Genomic DNA, 23206 nt, shown 5'->3' on the forward strand with positions numbered 1-23206 from the left:
ACGAAATCCGTAGCTCAGGCCGTTCGCTCCAGCTCTGCGTAGTGCACCGGACACGCGAGCCCCGCCCCGGAGACAACCCGCTCCGCCTCCGCCGCCACAGCCAGGCCCAGCCGCGCGAGCTCGTTGCCCTGCGACCCCGCCAGATGCGGGGTGACGAAGGCGCCCGGCAGCTCATGGAGGGGCGAGTCGGCGGGGAGCGGCTCCGGGTCGGTGACGTCGAGGACCGCGGACAGGCGGCCGGTACGCAGCTCGTCCACGAGGGCGTCCGTGTCGACCAGGCTCCCGCGCGCGGTGTTGATCAGTACCGCCCCGTCCGGCATAAGGGCCAGTTCACGACGGCCGATGAGGTGTCGGGTCTCAGGGGTCTCCGGGGCGTGGACGGTGACGATCTCGGAGGTGCGCAGGAGCTCGTCCAGCGGCAGCAGGGAGACGCCCAGCTCCGCGGCCCCCACCTCGTCCACGTACGGGTCGGTCAGGCGCACCGTGAGGTCGAACGGGCGCAGCAGCTCGATCACCTTCCGCCCGATCCGCGACGCCCCGATCACCCCGACCCGCCGCCCGTGGTTGCCGATGCCGGGCACGACGCCCCAGCCGGGAGACACCCGCTCGGCGCGCAGTCGCTCGCGGCGGACGAAGACGTCCTTCCCCGCCAGCAGGATCGCGGCGAGCGTGTACTCGGCGACAGGCACCGCGTTCGCCTCGGCCGCAGAGGAGACGGCGATCCCGCGTCGCCAGATCTCGGGAGTGGCGAAGCCCTTGACCGAGCCGGCCGAGTGCAAAACGGCCCGCAGTTTCGGGGCCGCGTCGAGGACGGTCGCGTCAAGGCGGGGGCACCCCCAGCCGGTCACGAGGATCTCGGTGCGGGCCAGGACGTCCGCGAGAGCGGGGTCGGTGAGGTCCTCGGCCACCAGCGCGGGATCGATGTCCACGCACTGCCGCAGCCGCGCCAGCACCTCGGGCGGGAAGACGAGCGGCACGTTCTCGGCGGTCATGGCGAACAGCGCCTGGGGTCGCTCGGGCAAGGTGGTGATCCTCCAGACCGACGGAAAGCTTGTAGAAAACGCTCTCTACGGTAGAGCCCGACAAATGAGAGGGTCAACGCATACACACTTCCGGGAGGAACGACGGACATGTCGGAGACGATCACCAACTGGGCGGGGAACATCACCTACTCCGCCAAGGAACTGCACCGGCCCCACTCGCTCGACGCGATCGCCACCCTGGTCGCGGACAGCGCGCGGGTGCGGGTGCTGGGCAGCGGGCACTCCTTCAACGAGATCGCCGAGCCGGGCCCGGAGGGCGTCCTGCTGTCCATCGCCGACCTGCCGCCGGTGATCGACGTGGACACCCAGGCCCGTACGGTACGGGTCTCGGGCGGCGTCCGGTACGCCGAACTGGCCCGCGCGGTGAACGCCCACGGCCTCGCGCTGGCCAACATGGCTTCGCTGCCGCACATTTCGGTGGCCGGCTCGGTGGCGACCGGCACCCACGGCTCGGGCGTCGGCAACGGTCCGCTCTCGTCGGCCGTGCGTGAGGTGGAGCTGGTCACGGCGGACGGCTCCCTGCTGACCATCGGCCGGGGCGACCCGCGCTTCGGCGGCGCGGTCACCTCGCTGGGCGCGCTCGGTGTGGTCACCGCGCTCACCCTGGACGTCGTGCCGTCCTTCGACGTGGAGCAGTACGTCTTCACCGAACTCCCCCTCGCCGGGCTGGACCAGGCGGCCTTCGAGACGGTCATGTCGACGGCATACAGCGTCAGCCTCTTCACCGACTGGCGTGCTCCGGGCTTCCGGCAGATCTGGGTCAAGCGGCGGACGGACCAGCCGCTCGCCGACTTCCCGTGGGCCGCGCCCGCCACCGAGAAGATGCACCCGGTGCCGGGGATGCCCGCGGTCAACTGCACCGAGCAGTTCGGGGTGCCGGGGCCCTGGCACGACCGGCTGCCGCACTTCCGGGCCGAGTTCACGCCGAGCAGCGGTGCGGAGCTCCAGTCGGAGTACCTGTTGCCGCGCGAGGACGCCGTCGAGGCGCTGCAGGCGGTGGACGGCATCCGGGAGACGGTGTCCGGGGTGCTCCAGATCTGCGAGGTGCGGACCGTGGCCGCCGACGAGCAGTGGCTGAGCCCCTCCTACGGCCGGGACACCGTGGCCCTGCACTTCACCTGGATCGAGGACACCGAGGCCGCCCTTCCGGCGGTGCGCCGGCTGGAGGAGGCACTGGAGCCCTTCGACGCGCGGCCGCACTGGGGCAAGGTGTTCACCACGCCCGCCGAGATCCTGCGCCAGCGCTACCCGGGGCTCGGCGACTTCCGGAAGCTGGCGCGTGAGCTGGACCCCGAGGCAAAATTCGCCAACGCCTTCGTCCGGTCCGTACTCGCCGACTGACTTTATAAAGCCCCTTTCCTAACCCCTTGTACAAAGTCCCTCGCAGCCCATAGCCTTGCGCCGCGCCGGTGCCACTGTCGTCCCGGCATGAGCGAAGGGATGGGGGCCGGCCCCGATGAAGCGCACATCACGTGACATCCGCACCGCGAACCGCTACGAGGTGTTGCGCCAGATCATCGCCGAGTCGCCCACCTCCCGACAGGAGCTGGCGGCGGCCACCGGGCTGAGCCTGGCCACCGTCGCCACGCTCGTGGGCGAGCTGCTCGACCTCCGGATGATCACGGAGGTCGGGTTCGAGGAATCGGCCGGCGGGCGTCCGAGGGGGCTCGTGGCCGTCAACGCGTCGGGGGGCGCGTTGATCGGCGTGGACATCGCGGAGACCTACGTCCACGTCGAGCTGTTCGACCTGGCGCTGAACGTCCTGGCCCGCGCCGAGGAGGACGTCCGCCCCGGCGAGAGCCTCCCCGAGCAGGTGGTCGGCCATGTCGCCGCCGCCGTGGGCTCGGTGGTCACACAGGCCGGGATCGAGGGCGCCCGGGTGCTGGGCGTCGGCGTGAGCGTGCCGGGGCAGGTGGACCGCGCCACCGGCATCTCGGAGTACGCCCCCAACTGGGACTGGCACGACGTGCCGCTGCTCGACCTGCTCTCCGAGTACATCGCCTACCCGCTCTACCTGGACAATCCGCTGCGTGCCGTCGCCGTGGCCGAGCTGTGGTTCGGAGCGGCGCGCGGGCGCGGGAACGCCGTGGTGGTCACCCTCGGGACCGGCGTGGGCGCCGGGCTCGTCCTGGGCGGCGCACTGCACCGCGGTGTCTCCAACAGCGCGGGCGAGTGGGGTCACAACACGATCGTCCTGGACGGACGCCTGTGCCGCTGCGGCAACCACGGCTGTGTGGAGACGTATGTGGGCGCGCCCGGGATCATGCTGAACCTGCGGGAGCTGAGCCCCGACAGCGAGCTGCTGCACCCGGGCGACCAGACGGCGACGATCGACGCGCTGGCCCAGGGGATGCGCACCGAGGACCCGGCGGCGGTCCAGGTCGTCCGGCACACCGCCCGCTATCTGGGCGCCTCCATCGCGCACCTGGTCAACCTGTTCAACCCCGAGGTGGTCGTGCTCAGCAGCTGGGTCGCAGCCGCCCTCGGCGAGCCTCTGGCCGCGGAGGTGCGCGAGGCCGTCGCCCGGCACGCGCTGCCCCGGCCGATGGCCGCCACCGAGATCGTCCTCTCCCCCATCCCGACGGACCCGGCGTGCCTGGGCGCGGCGACGTTCGCGCTCGAAGGGGCACTCCAGTCGGTCGGGCAGAGGTCTGCAACAAAGCGCACCACCCCCGCGAGAGCCAAGACGCACAACCCTCGCTAGGAGCCGTACCGCACCACCTTCATGACGACGGAAGGGATGCACGTGTCTCACCCCCACCCCAAGAGATCGGCCCTGCTGACAGCCGCAGCCGCGTTCGCTGTCGCGGGACCGCTGATATCCGCTCCGCCCGCGTCGGCCGCCACCCCCACGGTGGCCGAAGTGTCCCCGCACGCCGCCCAGACCATCGACAACATCGGTGCCTCGGGCGCCTGGTGGGTCAACGACCTGAAGAACTTCGACCCGAAGGTCCAGGCCCGGGTGTCGAAGCTGCTGTTCTCCAAGGACGGCCTGGCACTGAGCAGTTACCGCTACAACATCGGCGGTGGCGGCACCGCCGTCACCTACGCGCCGCGCGCTCCCGAGACCTTCGTGAGGGACGACGGGTCCTACGACTGGAGCAAGGACAAGGCGGGCCGTACGTTCCTGTACGCGGCCGCCAAGTACGGCGTGAAGGACCTGATCGCCTTCGTCAACAGCGCGCCCGCGCAGTGGAAGACCAACGCCAAGAGCTGCGGCGGCTACCTGAAGGCGGAGAACACCCAGGACTACGCGAAGTACGTCGCGGACGTCACCGCCCACTTCGCCCGGCAGGGCGTGAAGTTCGACTACATCAGCCCCTTCAACGAGCCGACGAACAGCTTCGACGACTGCGGCCAGGAGGGCATGCTGGTACCGGTCGACCAACGCGACGACATCGTGCGGGCGTTGGGCGCCGAGCAGCAGGCCCGGCACCAGAGGACGGGCATCATCGCGGACGAGTCCAGCAGCACGGTGAGCTTCAACACCGAGGTCCCGCAGTGGATCTCGCAGCCGGACACCGCCCAGTACGTCGACAAGCTCGCCCACCACACGTACAACAACCCGGGCGACGACCAGCGGGCGAAGATCTACGAGACGTCCAGGTCGGTCGGCAAGCAGTCCTGGTCCACGGAGATCTGCTGCTTCGGCAACGGCGGCACGGGCTGGGCGCAGGAGTACGACCCCACGATCGACGGCGGTCTGAACCTCTCCCGGATCATCTACAAGGACTTCGCGACCGCGCACGACTCGGCGTTCCAGTGGTGGGTCGCCCTGTCGGAGATGATCGGCTCCGACCCCCTCGCGAAGAACGGCGAGGGCTGGAACGACGGCCTGATCTACTACGACCCCAACTACGCCACCAACGGCAACCAGACCCTGTACTACACCAAGCGCTACTACGCGCTCGGCCAGTACAGCAAGTTCGTCCGGCCGGGCTCGGTCGCCCACAACGTGACCGGTGTCCCGGACGGCGTCGAGGTGTCGACGTACGACGACCACGGCAAGTGGGTCGCCGTGGTCAACAACCACAACACCACCGACACCGCGGTGAAGCTGCACTTCAACAGCAAGGCGCCGGTGCGCGCGAGCAAGGCCGTGCGCACGTCGGCGACCGAGAGCTGGGCGAACGTGGCCAAGCCGTCGGTCAAGGGCGGCACGGCCTCGGCGACTCTGCCGGCGCGGTCCATCACGACATACGTCCTCGACCAGAAGGGTCACGGCACGTCGGCGGTCACGGGCGCGCTCCAGGGCAAGCAGTCCGGCAAGTGCCTGACCGCGGACGCCTCGGGTGCGGTGATCACGAGCTGCACGGGCGGGTCCGAGCAGGTGTGGTCGTACGACGCGAAGGGCCGCCTGAAGGGCGCGAACGGCTATCTGACCGCGGGGAGTTCGGGGCTCACGACGAGCCCTGTGGCGACCCGTGACGGCAGTCAGCAATGGCTGCTGAACTCCAACGGCCAAGTCGTCAGCGAGGCGTCGGGCACCTGCCTGGACGTCGGCGGACAGGCGACGGCCGAGGGCAGCAAGGTCGGTCTGTGGTCCTGCAACGGCGGGACCAACCAGGCCTGGTTCAAGCAGTAACACCACCCCTCTGCAAGGGGGTTGCGGGCCGCTGGTGCGGCGGCCCGCGGCCCCGAGGCGTCCGGTATCCCGAACGCCGCACAACGCTTCGAGCAGACTTCGTCCAACCCCTTGCCGAAGGCTTAGTCGAAGGTTAACGTCCCGCACCGCAGGTCCATTTGAGCCACCTGGCGCTGAGCCGCAGAGACCTGGCACAGAGCCGCAGCCGTATTCGAGACAAGGACGTCAGCATGTCGGCATTGAGCAACAACCACTGGAACCGTCGAAGCGTTCTGCAGGCCGGCATGGGTCTTGCCGCCGCCGGCGGACTGGCCGCGTGCGGCGGCAACACCGGGCGGAGCAGCGGGTCGGGCGACGGCCTCACCCAGTACTTCCACGCCTACGGCGAGGCGGGCACGGAGCAGGCCATCAAGCGTTACGCGGCGGCCTACAAGAAGGCCGACGTGAAGACCAACTGGATCACGGGAGCCAACTTCGAGTCCGCGCTCTTCGCGGCCCTGCTCACCAAGAAGGCGCCCGACGTCTTCGAGTTCCACCCGCAGATCCAGCTGGTCAAGAGCGGTCAGGTGGCGGACCTGACCGACATCATCGCCCCGGTCAAGGACGACTTCAACCAGGCCGACATCAAGTCGCACACGGTGGACGGGAAGATATACGGCGTCCGCATGATCGACGACCCGCAGTTCTTCTTCTACCGCAAGTCGATGCTGGAGAAGGCCAAGGTCGACGTGCCGACCACCCTCGACGAGCTGCTCGAGGCCGCGGAGAAGCTCACCACCAACAAGGTCAAGGGCGTCTTCCTCGGCAACGACCTCACCCCGGCCATCAACCCGCTCCTCTGGTCGGCCGGCGCGGACACCCTCACCGCCGACAACAAGCCCGCCTTCCACACGGACGCGGTGGTCGCCGGCATGAAGCAGCTGCGCCAGCTGTTCACCAGCGGCAACCTGCTGCTCGACGCCCCGGCCGACTACTGGGACCCGTCCGCGATCAACCAGGGCCTGTGCGCCATCCAGTTCTGCGGTATGTGGGCGATGCCCGCCATGCAGAAGGCGCTCGGCGACGACCTCGGCATCTTCCCCTTCCCCAAGGTCGGCGACAACGGCAAGCAGTCCGTCTACAACGGCGGCTGGTCGATGTTCGTCAACGCCAAGGGCAAGAACGTCGACGCGGCCAAGGAGTACGTGAAGTGGCTGTGGATCGACCAGAAGGAGTACCAGGAGGACTGGGCCACCTCGTACGGCTTCCACATCCCACCGCGCACCTCCATCGCGCAGTCCGCCACCAAGCTCAAGTCGGGTCTGCCGGCCGAGGGCGTCAAGCTCTTCAACGAGTTCGGGCACTTCGACAACATCGGCTGGACCCAGGCCATGATCACCGCCCTGACCGACGCGTTCGCCAACAGCGTCCGTAAGAACGGCGACCCGAACGCCGCGCTCGCCACCGCGGAGAAGAAGGTCAACGCCGAGCTCAAGAAGCTCTTCGGATAGGTCGACGGAGAAACCACGACATGTCGACCACCACCACGCGCGGGGTCGCCCAGCCCGCCCCGGCCAAGGCCTCACCGGCCCGGCCGCGGCGGGGCCTACGGGGCAACCCGACCTTCAACTTCTGGCTCTTCACCGGGCCGTTCCTCATCGGCCTGGTGATCTTCGTCTTCGTGCCGATCGTCTGGAGCATCTGGCTCAGCTTCTTCGACGCACGCTTCACCGTCACGCCGAGCAAGTTCATCGGCTTCGACAACTACAAGAGCATGCTGACGAACTCCAACTTCACCGGTTCCCTGGTGACGTTCACGGTGTTCGCCGCGCTCATCGTGCCGCTGACCTGGGCCCTGTCCCTGGGCCTGGCCATGCTGGTGCACCGGCTGCGGTTCATGCGGGCGTTCTTCCGGTCGGTGTTCTTCCTGCCGACCGCCGTGTCCTACGTCGCCGCCGCGCTGATCTGGAAGATGTCCATCTTCACCGGTGTCCGCTTCGGCCTGATGAACACGGTGCTCGGCTGGTTCGGCGTCGACAACATCGCCTATCTGTCCGACCCGAACCCGCCCTGGTACTGGCTGGTCATCGTGACCGTACGCCTGTGGCTGCAGGCCGGCTTCTACATGATCCTGTTCCTGGCCGCGCTCCAGAACATCCCGGCGGAGCTGTACGAAGCCGCCGCGATCGACGGCGCCAAGCCGGGCTGGCAGACCTTCCGGTACATCACGCTGCCCCAGCTGCGCGCCACCTCCACCGCGGTGATCCTGCTCCTGCTCGTCGCCGCCTACCAGGCGTTCGACGAGTTCTACAACATCGTCACGACCAAGGCGACCTGGGGCCAGACCCCGCTCATGGTCCTGTACAAGACCGCCCTCGGTGAGAACCAGGACTACGGCGCCGGCAGCGCGGGAGCCGTCATCCTCACGCTGCTGATCTGCGCCGTCACGCTCCTCCAGGGCAAGTTCATGGGCTTCGGAAGGGGGGAGGACTCCAAGTGACCACCACCGCACCTCAGGTGGGCAAGGAACCCCGCAAGAAGCGCGGAGGCGTCCTCGGCAACACGGGCCTGTACATCGCCGTCAGCGTCGCCGCCCTGCTCTTCCTGCTCCCCTTCTACCTGATCCTCCGCAACTCCCTCTCCACGGACCCGGAGATCACCGGCGAGAACTGGAAGCTGCTCCCCTCCTTCCAGTGGGGCAACATCAGCGAGCTGTTCGACGACCCGACGGTCGACTTCGCCAGGTCCATGTGGAACTCGACGGTGATCGCCGTCTCCATGACCGTCGGCACCCTGCTGATCTGCTCCCTGGCCGGCTACGGCCTCGCCCGTATCCCCTACAAGCACGCCAACAAGGTCTTCTACATGGTCCTCGCGACCCTGATGGTCCCCACCGCCGTCACCTTCGTGCCCAGCTTCGTGCTGGTCTCGTCGCTCGGCTGGATCGACACCTACCGCGGTCTGATCATCCCGGGGCTTTTCAGTGGTTTCACCTGCTTCCTGTTCCGGCAGTACTTCCTCGGGTTCCCCAAGGAGCTGGAGGAGGCGGCACGCGTGGACGGGCTAGGTTATTGGGGCGCATACTGGCGCATTGTCGTACCCAACTCGCTGAACTTCTTCGCGGCGATGGCCACGATCACGTTCATCAGCGGCTGGAACGCCTTCCTGTGGCCGTTGGTCATCGGCCAGGACCCGAGCTCCTGGACCGTCCAGGTCGCACTGTCCTCCTTCACGACCAACCAGACCGTCAACTTCCACCTGATCTTCATGGCCACCGCCATTTCCATCCTGCCCCTGGTGTTCGTGTTCCTCTTCCTCCAGCGCTGGCTGGTGCAGGGAATCGCGCAGACCGGCATCAAGGGCTGACACCTCTCTCTCAGGACCTGGAGACCGATGTCTTTCCGCACCACCAGCGCTTTCGACTACGTCGAGGACGTATCACCGGGCAGCGGGGCCCTCCCGCCCCGCGCCTGGTACGCGTCCTCCGACGCGAAGGCCCTGCCCCTCGACGGCGCCTGGCGCTTCCGGCTCTCGGCGACCGTCGACGCCGAGGACGACTCCTTCGCCGAGGAGGGATACGACGCCGGCGGCTGGGCCGAGGTCACGGTCCCCGGGCACTGGGTCCTCCAGGGGGACGGGGCCTTCGGGCTGCCCATCTACACCAACCACCTCTACCCCTTCCCGGTGGACCCGCCGCACGTCCCCACCGAGAACCCGACCGGCGACCACCTGCGCGTCTTCGACCTGCCGGAGGACTGGCCCGCCGATGGCGGCGCGGTCATCCGCTTCGACGGCGTCGAGTCCTGCGCCCGGGTCTGGCTGAACGGCACGGACATCGGCGAGTTCAAGGGCTCCCGGCTCGCGCACGAGTTCGCCGTGGGCCACCTCCTGAAGCCGAAGGCCAACGTCCTCGCGGTCCGGGTGCACCAGTGGTCGGCCGGCTCCTACCTGGAGGACCAGGACCAGTGGTGGCTGCCGGGCATCTTCCGGGAGGTCACCCTGCTGCACCGCCCCGCGGGCGGCGTCCTGGACTTCTTCGTGCACGCCTCCTACGACCACCTCACCGGCGAGGGCACCCTGCGTGTCGACTCCGACGTCGACGGGCGGGTGCTCGTGCCCGCCCTCGACATCGATGTCGCGACCGGCGAGTCCGCGACGGCCCCGGTGGCCCCGTGGAGCGCCGAGAGCCCCCGGCTCTACGACGGCGAGCTGGTCACCGAGGGCGAGCGGGTCCCGCTGCGCATCGGCTTCCGTACGGTCGCCCTCGAAGACGGTCTGATCAAGGTCAACGGCAAGGCCGTCCTGTTCAAGGGCGTCAACCGGCACGAGTGGCACCCGGGCAAGGGCCGCACCCTCGACCTTGCGACCATGCGCGAGGACGTGCTGCTGATGAAGCGGCACAACATCAACGCCGTGCGCACCTCGCACTACCCGCCGCACCCGGCCTTCCTGGACCTGTGCGACGAGTACGGCCTGTGGGTCATCGACGAGTGCGACCTGGAGACCCACGGCTTCACCGAGCAGGACTGGCGGGACAACCCCGTCGACGACGACCGCTGGACCCCGGCCCTCCTGGACCGCGCGGCCCGCATGGTCGAGCGGGACAAGAACCACCCCTCGATCGTCTTCTGGTCGCTGGGCAACGAGGCCGGCACCGGCCGCGGCCTCACCGCCATGGCCGAGTGGATCCACGGCCGCGACTCCTCCCGCCTGGTGCACTACGAGGGCGACTGGAACTGCCGGGACACCGACGTGTACTCGCGCATGTACGCCTTCCACGGCGAGGTCGAGCAGATCGGGAAGCGGCTGGACGGTGGCACGCTGGGGCGCCGCGAGCTGCCGTTCATCCAGTGCGAGTACGGCCACGCCATGGGCAACGGCCCCGGTGGCCTGGCCGACTACCAGGAGCTCTTCGAGAAGTACGACCGTCTCCAGGGCGGCTTCATCTGGGAGTGGATCGACCACGGCGTCAAGCACGCCGAGCTGGGCTACGCCTACGGCGGCGACTTCGGCGAGGAGCTGCACGACGGCAACTTCGTCTGCGACGGCCTGATCTTCCCGGACCGCACGCCCTCCCCCGGCCTGATCGAGTACAAGAAGGTCATCGAGCCGGTCCGCATCGACGGCGCCGACGGCACCGTACGCGTCACCAACAAGTACGACTTCGCGGACCTGTCCCAGCTCGCCTTCGAGTGGTCGTACCAGGTGGACGGCGAGACGGTCGAGGCGGGCACGCTCGCGGTGCCGGCACTGGGACCGGGCGAGTCGGCGGACCTGAAGCTGCCGGAGCCGCCCGCGCACGAGAGTGCGGAGGCGCAGTGGACCGTACGGGCGCTCCTGGCGTCCGACACGGCCTGGGCAGCCAAGGGCCATGTCGTCGCGTGGGGCCAGCTCCCGGCTTCTTCGCCGGTACGGCCCTCCGTCGCGGCCACTGACCGGCCGGTGCGCGGCGAGCAGCTGATCACCCTGGGCCCGGCGTCCTTCGACGGCCGTACCGGCGCCCTCAAGGCGATCGGCGGGGTCGCCGTCGAGAGCCCGCGCCTGGACGTGTGGCGGGCGACGACCGACAACGACGAGGGCACGGAGTGGAACTCCGGCATCCGCTACAGCACGCTGTGGCGGACCCTGGGCCTGCACCGCATGCAGCACCGGCTCGATGCGGTGGAACTCGGCGAGGACGCGCTGACGGTCCGCACCCGGGTGGCGCCCGCGGCCCGTGAGGTGGGCCTGGGTGTGGTCTACCGCTGGACCTCGGACGGCTCACGGCTTCGCCTGACGGTGTCCGTCGGCCCCGAGGGCGAGTGGACGCAGCCGCTGCCCCGGCTCGGCATCCGGCTCGGACTCCCCGAGGCCGATCAGGTGAAGTGGTTCGGCGGCGGCCCCGGCGAGGCCTACCCGGACACCACGAAGGCGTCCATGGTCGGGCGCTGGCAGGCGAGCGTGGACGAGCTGCAGACGCCGTATCTGCGCCCGCAGGAGAACGGCGCCCGTGCCGACGTGCGCTGGGTGGAACTCGGCGGGCTGCGGATCGAGGGCGACCCGGAGTTCTCCTTCACCGCCCGGCGCTGGACGACCGAGCAGCTGGACGCGGCGACGCATCTGACGGATCTGCGGGCCGGTGACACGGTGTGGGTCAACCTCGACCACGGCCACCACGGTGTCGGTTCGCAGTCCTGCGGTCCTGGCCCGCTGCCGCAGTACCACCTGCGGGCCGAGCCGGCGGAGTTCTCGTTCGTCTTCTCGGTACTCCCCCGGTGAGCTCCCGGTGAGCTCCCGGTGATCGATTAGTCCAATTCACAGGTGGATTAATCCATTGCCAGTGTGATCGGGATTCTGCGACGGTCATGGTGTGCCCGCGGCCGGTCGGCTTCTCAGCCGACCGGCCGCAACTCGTGTTCGGAGCTAGGGAGTTCACACCGTGAGGGGAAGTATCGAGGTGCGCGGTCTCTCGCGCACCTTCCACACCACCGTCCGCCGCCCCGGCCTCGCCGGCACCCTGCGCTCCCTGGTCAACCCGGAGCGGGTCGCCAAGCACGCCGTCTCGGACATCACCTTCGAGGTGGCGCCCGGCGAACTCCTCGCCCTGCTCGGCCCGAACGGCGCCGGCAAGTCCACCACCATCAAGATGCTCACCGGCATCCTCACGCCCACCGCGGGCGAGGCCCGGGTGGCGGGCGTGGTGCCGTACGAGGATCGCGAACGCAACGCCCGTAACATCGGCGCGGTGTTCGGGCAGCGCACCCAGCTGTGGTGGGACCTGCCGGTGCGCGAGTCGTTCTCGATCCTCAGGGACATCTACGAGGTGCCGAAGGCCGAACACGCCGCGCGCCTCGCGGAGTTCGACGACATCCTGGAACTGTCCACGTTCTGGGACACCCGGGTCCGCCATCTCTCCCTCGGCCAACGGGTGCGCTGCGACCTCGCGGCCGCGCTGCTGCACGACCCGCCCGTCGTCTTCCTCGACGAGCCGACCATCGGCATGGACGTGGTGGTCAAGGAGCAGGTGCGGGAGTTCCTGCGCCACCAGGTGGAGGAGCGCGGCCGCACGGTCCTGCTGACCACCCACGACATGACCGAGGTCGAGCGGCTCGCCGAGCGGGTCGTCCTGATCAACCACGGCCGGCTCGTCCTGGACGGTTCGCTCGACGAGATCCGCCGCAAGTTCGGCTCCACCTGGCAGGTCCGCGCGACCCTCGCCGACGCGCACACGGACGTCGTACCGCTGCCGGGGATCGCGGTGCTGCGCAAGGAGGGCCCGCAGGTCGTGTTCGGCCCCGAGGGACCCGACTCCCCGACCGTGCACCAGGCCCTGAAGGCGGTCATCGAACGGTACGAGGTGACGGGCGTCGCCATCGACGAGGCCGACCTCGAAGACGTGATGCGGGCGGCCTACGTCCACGCGGAGCCCGCGACCGGGGCGGTCTGACATGGCCGTCCTGCACGCCTGGCGCGCCGCCCGGGTCACCCCGCTCGGCGAACTGCACGCACCGCCCCGGATGACGGCCGTCCTGGTCCGCCTCGCCGTCCAGGTGGTCCTGGTGGCCTCCCTGTGGCACGGCCTGTACTCCCACACCGGCACCACCGCGGGCCTCGCCGAGGGGCAGGCCGTCACCTACGCCGTGCTGGCCGTACTCGCCTCCCGCCTCCGGGAGTTGGACCAGTACGCGGGCCGCGACACCGTCATGCAGCACATGCACTTCGGCACGATCGTCTACTGGTATCTGCGCCCGTTGCCGCCCCAGCGCTACCACGCCCTGCGGGCCCTCGGCGAGCAGCTGTACGGCTTCGCGTGGGCGCTCGGCGGTTATCTGGTCTGTCTGGCGGCCGGGGTGGTGGATCCGCCCAGGTCGGCGGCTGTGGCAGGGGTGTTCGCGCTGAGCCTGCTCCTGGGCCAGTTCGTGCTGTACCACGTGATGCTGATCCTGGACCAGTTGTGCTTCTGGACGGTCCGCAACAACGCGGCGATGCTGATCCTGATCTTCGCGCAGAACCTGCTGTCCGGCGTGTACGCACCGCTGTGGTTCTTCCCGGACTGGTTCATCACGCTGAGCGGATTCCTGCCCTTCCAGGCCACGTTGAGCGTGCCCCTGTCCCTGTACATCGGCCGCATTCCCCTGTCGGACGCCTTCGAGCAGCTGGCGATCCAGGCGTTCTGGGCCGTGGCGCTCACCCTGTTCACCCGTTTCCTGTGGCGGCGGGCCGCCCGTCGCGTCATCTCCCAAGGAGGCTGAGGCCTGTGAACGGCATGCGGATCGCGTGGCGCGTCACGCGTCTCAACTTCCGTGCGCAGCTGGAGTACCGCACGGAGTTCCTGCTGATGATCGCGATCGGTGCGATCTGGCAGGTGTCGGTGATCGTGTTCGCCACCGTGCTGCTGACCCGGTTCACCGGAATGGGCGGCTGGGACAGCTCGGAGGTCCTGCTGATCCCGGCGACGAGGATGCTCGCCCACGGACTGTTCGTCCTGTTGCTGGGACGGGTGCACGGAGCCGGCCGGCAGATCCAGGAGGGCAGGATCGACATCTACCTGACCCGCCCGATGCCGGTGTACCGCCAGCTCCAGCTGGCCTTCTTCCCCACCAACGCGATCGGCGACCTCACGGTGGCGGTGGGCCTGATGGTCGGCGCCCTGAGCCGCAGCCAGCTGGACTGGACACCGGGCCGGATCTCCTACCTGATCGCGGCCGTGATCGGCGGCATGTTCCTGGAGGCGGCCCTCTTCACCGCGATCACCTGCGCGGGCCTGCGCTTCCCGGCCGCGGACTACTGGAGCCGCTGGCTGGAGGAACTCCTCGGCACCTTCGGCAGCTACCCCCTCAACGTCCTCCCCAAGGCGGTCGGCGGCCTCCTCACCTACGGCCTCCCCCTCGCCTTCGTCGCGTACTTCCCGGCAGCGGTCCTGACGGGCCACGGCCACGACACGGGCGTCCCCTACTGGCTGGCGGCGGTGTCGCCGCTGCTGGGCGTGGTGGCGTATCTGGGGTCGCGGATGCTGTGGGGGTGGAGTCTTCGGCATTATGCGGGGGTGAACGGGTGAGCTCCCTGGCCGTGAGAGGCGGAGTCTGCCGAGCGACTCGTCAGGTCAGGTGCGCCGGATCGGCGTGAACAGGGCGGCGCATGCGACGAGTACGCACGTGGCGCCCGCCGTCAGGCCCACCGGCGCCGTGCCCTGGTGGTCCGCTGCCCAGGTCAGGACGGCCGCTCCGATCGGGGCCGCCGAGTAGTGGAGGGTCCAGAAGGCGGAGGTGACGCGGCCCAGGAGGGGTTCCGGAGTCACCTCCTGGCGCAGGGACATGGAGCAGGTGCCCGCCATGCCGCCGCAGGCGAGGAAGAGCGCGCACAGGGCCGCGACGGCCGGGACGTCGTGGGCCCAGCCGATGCCGGCGAAGGCGAGGCCGCACAGCGCGACCGAGCCGGTCCAGACCGTGCCGAAACCGAACCGTCGGCGTACCCGGGCCACCAGCAGCGCCCCGGTGATGGTGCCGAGCGCGCCGACGGCCATGACGGTGCCGACCGTGCCGTCGTCGTGGCCGAGGTCGTGCTTGAGATGGTAGATGACCAGGTCGTTCAGGCCGAGGGTGAGGAAGCTGAAGACGAACAGGAGCACGGTGAGCCAGCGCAGCACAGGATGCCCGCGCAGGAAGGCCACGCCGGTGCGCAGGTCCCGCCACAGGCCGGTGCGTTCGGGCGCCTCGGCGGGGCGGGAGCGGAACCGCACGAACCACGTGCACAGCGCCGAGACCCCGAAGCTCGCCGCGTCCACGCCGACCGCCGTGGCGGCGCCGGTCCAGGCCGCGACCACTCCCGCGCCCACCGGTCCCAGCACCCCGGCCGCGGCGGCGGTCGCGTTCAACCGCCCGTTGGCCTCCGTGAGTTGACCGGTTCCGACGAGACCCCGTACGACGGTGACGTATCCGACGGCGAACAGCATGCCGACCGCCTCGCAGACCGGCAGCACGGCGTACAGCAGCCAGACCTTCGGCCCTGCCAGCCACACCAGCGGGATCACGCCGTACAGCACCATGCGCACGAGGTCGCAGCCGATGAGCAGCCGGCGCCGGTCGACCCGGTCCACCACCACGCCCGCGAACACGGCGGCGACAACCGAGGCGGCGCCGCCGACCGCCGTCAGCAGTCCCATCCGGGCGAGGGAGCCGGTGGTCTCGAACACCAGCAGGGGCAGGGCGATCAGGGCGAAGGAGTCACCGAGGACGGAGAGGGTCTGCGCGGCCCAGAAGACGGCGAAGTCCCGTTGCCGCCAGAGCGGGCGCGGCTTGTCGTCGGACGACGGGGAAGCCGTGCGGCCATCGGACTTTCCGTCCGGCCGCGCCTCGTACGCCATGCCCCTCCCAGGTCCCGGACGACCTGGGCAACCTTAGGGCCGCCGTCACCGGCACGGAAACATCTTTTGACGCCCGCCCGGGGTGGCCGGGCGGGCCCGACTCCCGTGTGGGAGAGGGCACTTCGTACGTTCCGTGCCACGGTCCTGTCTCCAGGGAGCGTATCCCTGGTGTGCGCTGTTCAGCGCCCGGTACGCGGCGGCTGCACGCGGGCCGCCAACCTGCGGCCCAAGGCCTGGCCGGGTGCTTCGACGCAACGGTGGGTCAGCAGGCACAGGGGCAGCAGCGCCGCGAAGAAGATCATTTCGAGCACGGGACTGTCCTGCCACCGTCGGCCGATCGTGCCGTCGATCACCGCCAGCAGGACCGGATGCACCAGATAGACCGAGTAGCTGATCGTTCCCAGCCCGGTCAGCATCGGCGGTACGCGTCGACCGCGCGACGCCAGTCCGACGGCGAAGGTGAGCACAGCCAGCAGGAACGCGACGATCCAGCCGCGCCGTGCGAAGTGGTCGTCGGCGGCGGACCAGTACGCACTCCCCACGGCACAGACGACCACCAGGACAGCGGCGCCGGCCGCACGGCGCCAGGTGCACTGACCGTTCTCGGCACGGTGGACGGCGGTGCCGAGGAACATCACGGCGAGGATCACCAGGCCCTCCCACAGCGGGACCGTGCCGTTGAACGGGACCAGGACGAGCGCCTGCACCCCGCCCAACACACCCCCGAAAACCCGGAGTACGGGTGAACCGGCGCTCGCGCAGCAGATGGCGAGCCCCATGACGATCGAAGCGCACACGATCAGCAGGCCGGTGCCGACCAGGCCGGACAGGGCGGAGGTGGGCAGTACCGCGCCCGCCGACACGCTCGCGGCGGAGAGCACTGCCAAGGTGACCGCGACCGCCGCGGACTGCCGGTGCAGGCGAACCGTGAACAGGGCGACGACCAGCAGGTAAAAGGACATCTCGTAGGAGAGCGTCCACAGGACGAGCAGGACATTGGGTGTTCCCAGTAACTCCTGGAGCATCGTGGCGTGGGCGACCACCGCGGTGACAGCGCTCTGCCCGCCGAAGTCGTGAAGCTCCGCGACACCCAAGAGGTGGGCGGCGAGGAGCACCACGACGACCACTGCCCAGAGCGGGTACACACGGAAGATCCGCCCGATCCAGAACGTCCGGACGCAGCCCCGGCGCTCCAGCGACGCGGGGATGATGTAGCCGCTCACCAGGAAGAACACCATGATGCCGTAACGGCTGGTGTTGAACTGCGGCATCAACTCCCGCCGGAAGTCCGGCATGAAGGTGTACGAGGAGTGGTCGAACACCACGACGAGTGCGGCGATGCCGCGCGACGCGTCCAGCCATCCCAGCTTCGCCGGAGGGGGGACGAGGGGTGGGGATTCCATGCGTGAGCAGAGTCCTCTTCGATCAGGCAGGCCCCGGTCGGGGTGCGCTGATCACCGAGTTCACCGGGCGGCGCATTGTTCGGCAGTACCGTTCTGGCGGCCGAACATTGAACGGGGTGAAGGTGTGGCGGGGCGTCGTGAGGTGCCGTTGGATCCGGCGGCGGGTCCGGTGCAGCGGTTCGCGTTCGAGTTACGCAAGCTGAGGCAGGAGGCGGACGGGATCACCTACCGGTCGCTGGCGCGGCGGGCGGGCTATTCGGTGACCACGCTGTCGCAGGCCGCGGCGGGTGAGCAGTTGCCGACGCTCCCGGTGGTGCTGGCCTATGCGGGGGCGTGCGGTGCGGACCCGGCGGAATGGGAGGCCCGCTGGAAGGCGGCGGTGGAGGAGTCCGCCGATGAGGGCTCGGGGGACGACGACGGATCGCTCGCGCCGTATCGAGGTCTCGCACGGTTCGAGACCGGGGACAGCGACCTGTTCTTCGGCAGGGAACAACTCACCGCCGACCTGGTCGACCTGTTGCGCCGCCGACGGTTCGCCGCGATCTTCGGCCCCTCCGGCAGCGGCAAGTCCTCCCTGCTGCGGGCCGGCCTGATACCCGTCCTCCGGCACGCTCAGGAGCCGGGCATGCGCCCGTCCGCGATCCGGATCCTGACACCGGGCGAACGCCCCGCAAGCAGCCACGCACCGCTCCTCACGCCCGCGATTCCCCGAGACGGCGACGCCGGGGCGGACACCGTCGTGATCGTCGACCAGTTCGAGGAGGTCTTCACCCTCTGCCACGACGCGGCCGAGCGCGCTCGCTTCATCGATCTGCTGCTCACGGCCCGCCGGCCCGAGAGCCGCCTCCGAGTGCTGCTGGCGGTGCGCGGCGACTTCTACGGCCGCTGCGCCGAGCACCGTGAACTGACCGACGCACTGCGCGACGCCAACCTCCTGACCGGAGCGATGAACCGCACGGAACTGCGCGACGCCGTGGTCAAGCCGGCCACGGCCGCCGGACTGACCGTGGAGCGCGCCCTCACCACCCGTCTGGTCGAGGAGATCGCCGACGAGCCCGGCGGGCTGCCGCTGCTGTCCCACGCGCTGCTGGAGACCTGGCGCCGCCGCCGCGGCAAAACACTGACCATGGCGGGATACGAGGCGGCCGGATGCCTGGACGGCGCCATCGCGAAGACCGCCGAGGAGGTCTACGGCCGTTTCACCGAGGACCAGGCGGCCGCTGCCCGCCGGGTGTTGTTGCGCATGGTCGCCCCCGGTGACGGCACGCCCGACACGCGCCGTCCCGTCGAACGCGAGGAACTCGGCGGCACCGACCGGGACGACACCGCCCAGGTGGTGGAGGCGCTCGCCGGGGCGCGCCTGCTCACCCTGGACGGCGACACGGTCGAGATCGCCCACGAGACACTGCTCACGGCCTGGCCCCGGCTGCGCGGGTGGATCGAGGAGGACCGCGAACGCCTGCGCGTGCACCGGAACCTGACCGAAGCGGCCCGGGCCTGGCAGGAACTCGGCCGTGAGGAGGGCGCTTTGTACCGGGGAATCCGGCTCGCCGCCGCCCAGGAACACTTCGGCGGCACCCGGCGCGAGGACCTGACCGACCTGGAGCACGCCTACCTCGACGCCGGCCGTGACCACGAGCAGAAGGGCCGTCGCCGGTCCCGGCTGGTGCTCACCGCGGTCACCGCCACCCTGTGCCTCGCCCTCGTCGCCGCCGGCCTCGCCGTGGGGCAGTGGCGGAGCGCGGTCACCGCGCAGCACCTGGCTCAGTCCCGGCAACTGGCCGCCGAGTCCGGTGCGTTGCTGGACTCCGACCCCGACCTCGCCGCACTGCTGGCCGTGCACGCCTACCGGACCAGCCCCACCCGCGAGGCCACCGCCGCCCTGTACGCCGCCGCGGCGCTACCGCTGCGCAAGCGCCTGACCGGTGGCACCGAACCGGTGGATTCCCTCGCCCTCAGCCCGGACGGGCACACCGTGGCCGACCAGACCCGGGACGGCAAGGTACGGGTCTGGGATCTGCCAGGAGGCCGGCTCCGACACACGTTCACCGGCCCCGCCGACAGCGGCGAAGTCGCGGCGTTCAGCCCCGACGGACGCACCCTCGCCGTAGCCACCGGTGGCGTCATCCGCAGGTGGGATCCGGTCACCGGCAGGCAACTCGGACCCCTCACCCTCCCCGGCGGTTCGGTACGCGGGATCGCCTTCAGCCCTGACAGTCGTACCGTGGCCGCCGCCTCCTCGACGACCGTACGGGTGTGGGACGTGGCCACCGGCCGCAAGCGGCGCGGCTTCACCGGGCACCCCTACCCGGAGGCGGTCGCCTTCGGCCCTGACGGACGGACCGTCGCCGCGGTGGGCCTCGACGGACTCGTGCGGGTGTGGGACGTGGCCACCGGCCGTACCCGCACCCTCGGCGGCGGCCGAATCGACGGCAGGGCGGTGGCTTTCAGCCCGGACGGACGGACCTACGCGGTCCGCGTCGACGGTTCGGTGCAACTGCGGGAGGTGGCCACCGGGATCATCCGGCACACCTTCAAGGACGTGCCCGTCGGGCAGAACGAGTTCGCCTTCGCCCCCGACGGGCGGACACTCGCCATCCCGAGCCTCGGCGACACGGTGCGAACCTGGGACACCGCCTCCGGCACGGCGCGGGCCACCGTGACCACCGGTCACCACGGTCGAGGAGTCATGAAAGTGGCCCTCGGTGCGGACGGCCGAACTCTGGTCACCAGCAGCAACGGGGACCCCGACGTCCGTGTCCACCGCCTGCCCGCCGACCTCCCGCGGACCACTCTGCCCGGCTCCGCCGACACCTCCATCGACGACATGGTCTTCAGCCCGGACGGACACGCGGTGGCCACGGTCCGTCAAGGGCCGCCCGGGATGGGGGCGGTACAGCTCCGGGATGCCGGCACCGGCGATCGTGAAGCCTCACTGCCGCTCGACACGGACTCGGCCCCCGGAGGAAAGCGGCCGTCCGTCCCGGTTCGCCTCCTCGCGGCCGTGGGGTTCGACCCGACCGGCCGTGCCCTGGCTGCCAGGTCCGTCAAGAAGGGGGTGATCGAGGTCCGGGACGTCGCCACGGGCCGACTTCGCCTGAGCCGTGCCCTGGGCGCCGGCGGCACGGCGGTCTTCAGTCCCGACGGGACGCGGCTCACCCTCGTCGACTGGCAGGGCACGGTACACCTCTGGAACCTCACCACCGGCGCACGGCACACCGCGGCTCGGCCTGGCCACGGCGGCCCCGTCAGGAGGGTGGCGTTCGCCCCGGACGGACGCACACTCGCCGTCGTGGACATCGAGGCGGACGGTGATCAGGTCAGGCTGCTCGACACCGCGACGGGACGTACCCGGCGCACCCTCAAGCCGAGCGCCCACATCCTGTCGTCCTTCGCGTTCAGCCCGGACGGACGCACCCTCGCCACCGTGGGCGGCAGTCGCGGATCGGTGACGATCTGGGACGCGCGCACCGGCCGGCTCCAGGACAGCTTCCGTGTCGGCGGTGAAGTGGCGGCGCTGGCTTTCAGCCCCGATGCGCGCACCCTGGCCGCGAGCGGCGCGAGAGGCGTTCAGTTGTGGGACCTCGCCACCAGCCAGAACAGACTCACCCTGCCGACGCGCTCACCCGAAGCGGTGGCGTTCAGCCCCGACGGACGCACCCTGGCCATCGGCGCGGAGGGCTCCGTCGGCCTGTGGAGCGTCGACCTACCCGACCCGGCCCGCGCGATCCACGACATCTGCGCGGCCGTCGACTCCACCCTCACCCCTGTGGAAGAGTCCCGTTACCTGCACGACCGGTCCACGGAAACCGGCTGTCGACGTGCCGCGCCGTAGAAGGAGTCAGTCGGCGCACGACCTCACTCGGAGCTCCGCCCAGACGGTCTTGTACACCCCGCCCGGTGGGAGTTCGGCGCCCCACTTCTCCGCAGGTGCCTCGACCAGCGACAGTCCCCGCCCTCCTTCATCCGCGTACGACCCCGGCAACTCCCGTTCCTCCCGCCACGGTTGGGGGGTGTACGCAGAGACCGATCTCCAACCTCCCGTCGCCGTCGGCATGGGCCAGGCACGAAACGTGGGGTCCCCACGGAGGCCGTCGGCGATCAGCTCCGCAGCTGCTGCGCCACCGACATCGCCCGCTTCCGCCGCACCGGCACTCTCATCCCGACGTCACATTGCTCGTGATCAACCGGAGCAGCTGCTTGACCACGGCATCCTGCTCAGGCGTCAGCCCCATGGCGTCCCCCATGGCGGGCGGCACCGCCCGGGCCTTCTCCCGCAGGGTCGCCCCCTGGTCCGTGAGCCGGATGGCCACCGAGCGCTCGTCGTCCGGGCGGCGTTCGCGGCGTAGCAGCCCGGCCGTCTCCAGGCGCTTGAGCAGCGGTGACAGCGTGCTGGACTCCAGTTGCAGGGCCGTACCCAGATCCCGCACGGAGATCGAGTCCTGCTCCCAGAGCACGAGCATCACCAGGTACTGGGGGTAGGTCAGCCCGAGCGCGTCGAGAAGTGGGCGATAGCGCGCGGTGACCGCTCTCGACGCCGCGTAGAGGGCGAAGCACAGCTGGTCGTCGAGGAGCAGGGACTGCTCGGCCCGACTGTCTGCGGTGGTGCTCACGGAAACGGCTCCCTTCGGTGGGCCATCGTCCCTCCACCGTACGCGTTCGGGTCTCCTCGATTCTATCGACCACTAATTAGTTGTGCGCGACTGAATAGCGCGCTACTCTTCTCGGCATGCCGCCGCTGGCCCGAGCCACGGACCGAGCGCGCCCGCGGCACCCGATCCGAGGAGATCGTCATGACCGACAGCACCCCCCGCCCCGTACTGGAGCCCGCCGCCCAGGCCTTCGTCGAGGCCACCGCGAACCCGCCGTACCTCTTCGACCTCGGCCCCGTCGAGGGCCGCAAGGCGGTCGACGAGGTGCAGTCGGGAGAGATCGCCAAGCCCGCCGTCGACGAGGAGTGGGTGACCGTCCAGGGCGGTCCGACCGGAAGCGTCCGGGCGCGGATCGTGAAGCCCGCGGGCGCCGGCGGCACCCTCCCCGTGGTGATCTACATCCACGGCGCGGGATGGGTCTTCGGCAACGCCCACACGCACGACCGGCTGGTCCGGGAACTCGCCGTCGGCGCCGGCGCGGCGGTCGTCTTCCCGGAGTACGACCTCTCCCCCGAGGCCCGCTACCCGGTCGCCATCGAGCAGAACTACGCCGTCGCCCAGTGGGTCGTGGAGCAGGGCGCCGCCAAGGGACTCGACACCACGCGCATCGCCGTGGCCGGGGACTCCGTCGGCGGCAACATGAGCGCCGCGCTGACCTTGATGGCCAAGGAGCGCGGGGATGTTCCGCTGGTCCAGCAGGTCCTCTTCTACCCGGTCACCGACGCGAGCTTCGACACCGGTTCCTACCAGCAATTCGCCGAGGGGTACTTCCTGCGCCGCGACGGCATGCAGTGGTTCTGGGACCAGTACACGACCGACGAGCAGCAGCGTGCCGAGATCACCGCGTCCCCGCTGCGCGCCACCACCGAGCAGCTCACGGGCCTGCCCCCGGCGCTGGTCATCACCGGCGAGGCCGACGTCCTGCGCGACGAGGGCGAGGCGTACGCCAACAAGCTGCGCGAGGCCGGTGTCCCGGTGACCGCGGTCCGCTACCAGGGCATCATCCACGACTTCGTGATGCTCAACGCCCTGCGCGGGACCCACGCGGCCGGGGCCGCCATCGCCCAGGCGGTCGGCACGCTCCGCGCGGCTTTCACGGCTTCCTGATCTGCCGACCCCCGTCCACCGAGGCCCCGGACTGCAAAAGTCCGGGGCCTCTTCCTATGGGTTCCAGTAGTGTACCTAGGAGCCCTAGGTTTATG

General features: G+C 69.9%; 16 protein-coding genes. 12 read left to right on the top strand and 4 right to left on the bottom strand.

Annotated elements, in window-relative coordinates; genetic code table 11:
- Positions 1-14: 14 nt before the first annotated feature.
- Positions 15-1022, bottom strand: coding sequence for a hydroxyacid dehydrogenase (locus tag ABZT02_RS03600; protein WP_356013840.1), 1008 nt, complete (start codon positions 1020-1022; stop codon positions 15-17).
- A 108-nt stretch (positions 1023-1130) separates the two neighbouring features.
- Between ABZT02_RS03600 and ABZT02_RS03605 the strand changes: the two genes are divergently transcribed.
- The 10 genes from ABZT02_RS03605 (at position 1131) to ABZT02_RS03650 (ending at position 14644) form a co-directional block, all read left to right on the top strand.
- On the top strand, positions 1131-2384 hold the full coding sequence (locus ABZT02_RS03605) for an FAD-binding protein (RefSeq protein ID WP_356013842.1): 1254 nt from the start codon (positions 1131-1133) through the stop codon (positions 2382-2384).
- 115 nt (positions 2385-2499) lie between these two features.
- A complete protein-coding gene (locus ABZT02_RS03610; protein ID WP_356013844.1) occupies positions 2500-3747 on the top strand; it encodes an ROK family transcriptional regulator in 1248 nt (415 codons plus the stop codon).
- Positions 3748-3783: 36 nt separating this feature from the next.
- Positions 3784-5628, top strand: coding sequence for a glycoside hydrolase (locus ABZT02_RS03615; RefSeq protein ID WP_356014574.1), 1845 nt, complete (start codon positions 3784-3786; stop codon positions 5626-5628).
- Between the two features lie 230 nt (positions 5629-5858).
- Positions 5859-7118 (top strand): sugar ABC transporter substrate-binding protein, encoded by a 1260-nt coding sequence (locus tag ABZT02_RS03620; protein WP_356013845.1) that lies wholly within the window; start codon positions 5859-5861, stop codon positions 7116-7118.
- A gap of 20 nt (positions 7119-7138) precedes the next feature.
- Positions 7139-8107, top strand: coding sequence for a sugar ABC transporter permease (locus ABZT02_RS03625; protein WP_356013847.1), 969 nt, complete (start codon positions 7139-7141; stop codon positions 8105-8107).
- Complete coding sequence (locus ABZT02_RS03630; protein WP_356013849.1) at positions 8104-8973, top strand: carbohydrate ABC transporter permease; 870 nt, start codon at positions 8104-8106, stop codon at positions 8971-8973. Before ABZT02_RS03625 ends, ABZT02_RS03630 begins: the two co-directional genes overlap by 4 nt.
- Before the next feature lie 27 nt (positions 8974-9000).
- Positions 9001-11865, top strand: a complete 2865-nt coding sequence (locus ABZT02_RS03635; RefSeq protein ID WP_356013850.1) for a glycoside hydrolase family 2 TIM barrel-domain containing protein — start codon at positions 9001-9003, stop codon at positions 11863-11865.
- A 160-nt stretch (positions 11866-12025) separates the two neighbouring features.
- A complete protein-coding gene (locus ABZT02_RS03640) occupies positions 12026-13033 on the top strand; it encodes an ATP-binding cassette domain-containing protein (RefSeq protein ID WP_356013852.1) in 1008 nt (335 codons plus the stop codon).
- Between the two features lies 1 nt (position 13034).
- Entirely contained in the window at positions 13035-13838 is an 804-nt protein-coding gene (locus ABZT02_RS03645; RefSeq protein WP_356013854.1) for an ABC-2 family transporter protein, read from the top strand.
- 5 nt (positions 13839-13843) lie between these two features.
- Positions 13844-14644, top strand: coding sequence for an ABC-2 family transporter protein (locus ABZT02_RS03650; protein ID WP_356013856.1), 801 nt, complete (start codon positions 13844-13846; stop codon positions 14642-14644).
- 45 nt (positions 14645-14689) lie between these two features.
- Here ABZT02_RS03650 and ABZT02_RS03655 read toward each other — a convergent pair whose 3' ends face one another.
- Complete coding sequence (locus tag ABZT02_RS03655; protein ID WP_356013858.1) at positions 14690-15949, bottom strand: MFS transporter; 1260 nt, start codon at positions 15947-15949, stop codon at positions 14690-14692.
- Positions 15950-16128: 179 nt separating this feature from the next.
- Entirely contained in the window at positions 16129-17352 is a 1224-nt protein-coding gene (locus ABZT02_RS03660; RefSeq protein WP_356013860.1) for an acyltransferase, read from the bottom strand.
- A gap of 124 nt (positions 17353-17476) precedes the next feature.
- On the opposite strand from ABZT02_RS03660, the gene ABZT02_RS03665 reads away from it, so the two are divergent.
- Complete coding sequence (locus ABZT02_RS03665) at positions 17477-21187, top strand: helix-turn-helix domain-containing protein (RefSeq protein ID WP_356013861.1); 3711 nt, start codon at positions 17477-17479, stop codon at positions 21185-21187.
- A 322-nt stretch (positions 21188-21509) separates the two neighbouring features.
- Here the strand turns inward: ABZT02_RS03665 and ABZT02_RS03670 are convergent, their stop codons facing one another.
- Positions 21510-21965, bottom strand: a complete 456-nt coding sequence (locus ABZT02_RS03670; RefSeq protein WP_356013863.1) for a MarR family transcriptional regulator — start codon at positions 21963-21965, stop codon at positions 21510-21512.
- Between the two features lie 180 nt (positions 21966-22145).
- Here ABZT02_RS03670 and ABZT02_RS03675 point away from each other — a divergent pair, with 180 nt between their 5' ends.
- Positions 22146-23111: an alpha/beta hydrolase gene (locus ABZT02_RS03675; protein WP_356013864.1), complete on the top strand. Its 966-nt coding sequence runs from the start codon at positions 22146-22148 to the stop codon at positions 23109-23111.
- The last annotated feature ends 95 nt before the right edge of the window (positions 23112-23206 follow it).

The sequence above is a fragment of the Streptomyces sp. NPDC005402 genome (assembly GCF_040606575.1).
Lineage (GTDB): Bacteria > Actinomycetota > Actinomycetes > Streptomycetales > Streptomycetaceae > Streptomyces.

Coding starts and splice junctions, on each gene's coding strand:
- ABZT02_RS03605 (WP_356013842.1), top strand. CDS start 1,131: ATGTCGGAGACGATCACCAACTGGGCGGGGAACATCACCTACTCCGCC.
- ABZT02_RS03610 (WP_356013844.1), top strand. CDS start 2,500: ATGAAGCGCACATCACGTGACATCCGCACCGCGAACCGCTACGAGGTG.
- ABZT02_RS03615 (WP_356014574.1), top strand. CDS start 3,784: ATGCACGTGTCTCACCCCCACCCCAAGAGATCGGCCCTGCTGACAGCC.
- ABZT02_RS03620 (WP_356013845.1), top strand. CDS start 5,859: ATGTCGGCATTGAGCAACAACCACTGGAACCGTCGAAGCGTTCTGCAG.
- ABZT02_RS03625 (WP_356013847.1), top strand. CDS start 7,139: ATGTCGACCACCACCACGCGCGGGGTCGCCCAGCCCGCCCCGGCCAAG.
- ABZT02_RS03635 (WP_356013850.1), top strand. CDS start 9,001: ATGTCTTTCCGCACCACCAGCGCTTTCGACTACGTCGAGGACGTATCA.
- ABZT02_RS03645 (WP_356013854.1), top strand. CDS start 13,035: ATGGCCGTCCTGCACGCCTGGCGCGCCGCCCGGGTCACCCCGCTCGGC.
- ABZT02_RS03655 (WP_356013858.1), bottom strand. CDS start 15,949: ATGGCGTACGAGGCGCGGCCGGACGGAAAGTCCGATGGCCGCACGGCT.
- ABZT02_RS03660 (WP_356013860.1), bottom strand. CDS start 17,352: ATGGAATCCCCACCCCTCGTCCCCCCTCCGGCGAAGCTGGGATGGCTG.
- ABZT02_RS03675 (WP_356013864.1), top strand. CDS start 22,146: ATGACCGACAGCACCCCCCGCCCCGTACTGGAGCCCGCCGCCCAGGCC.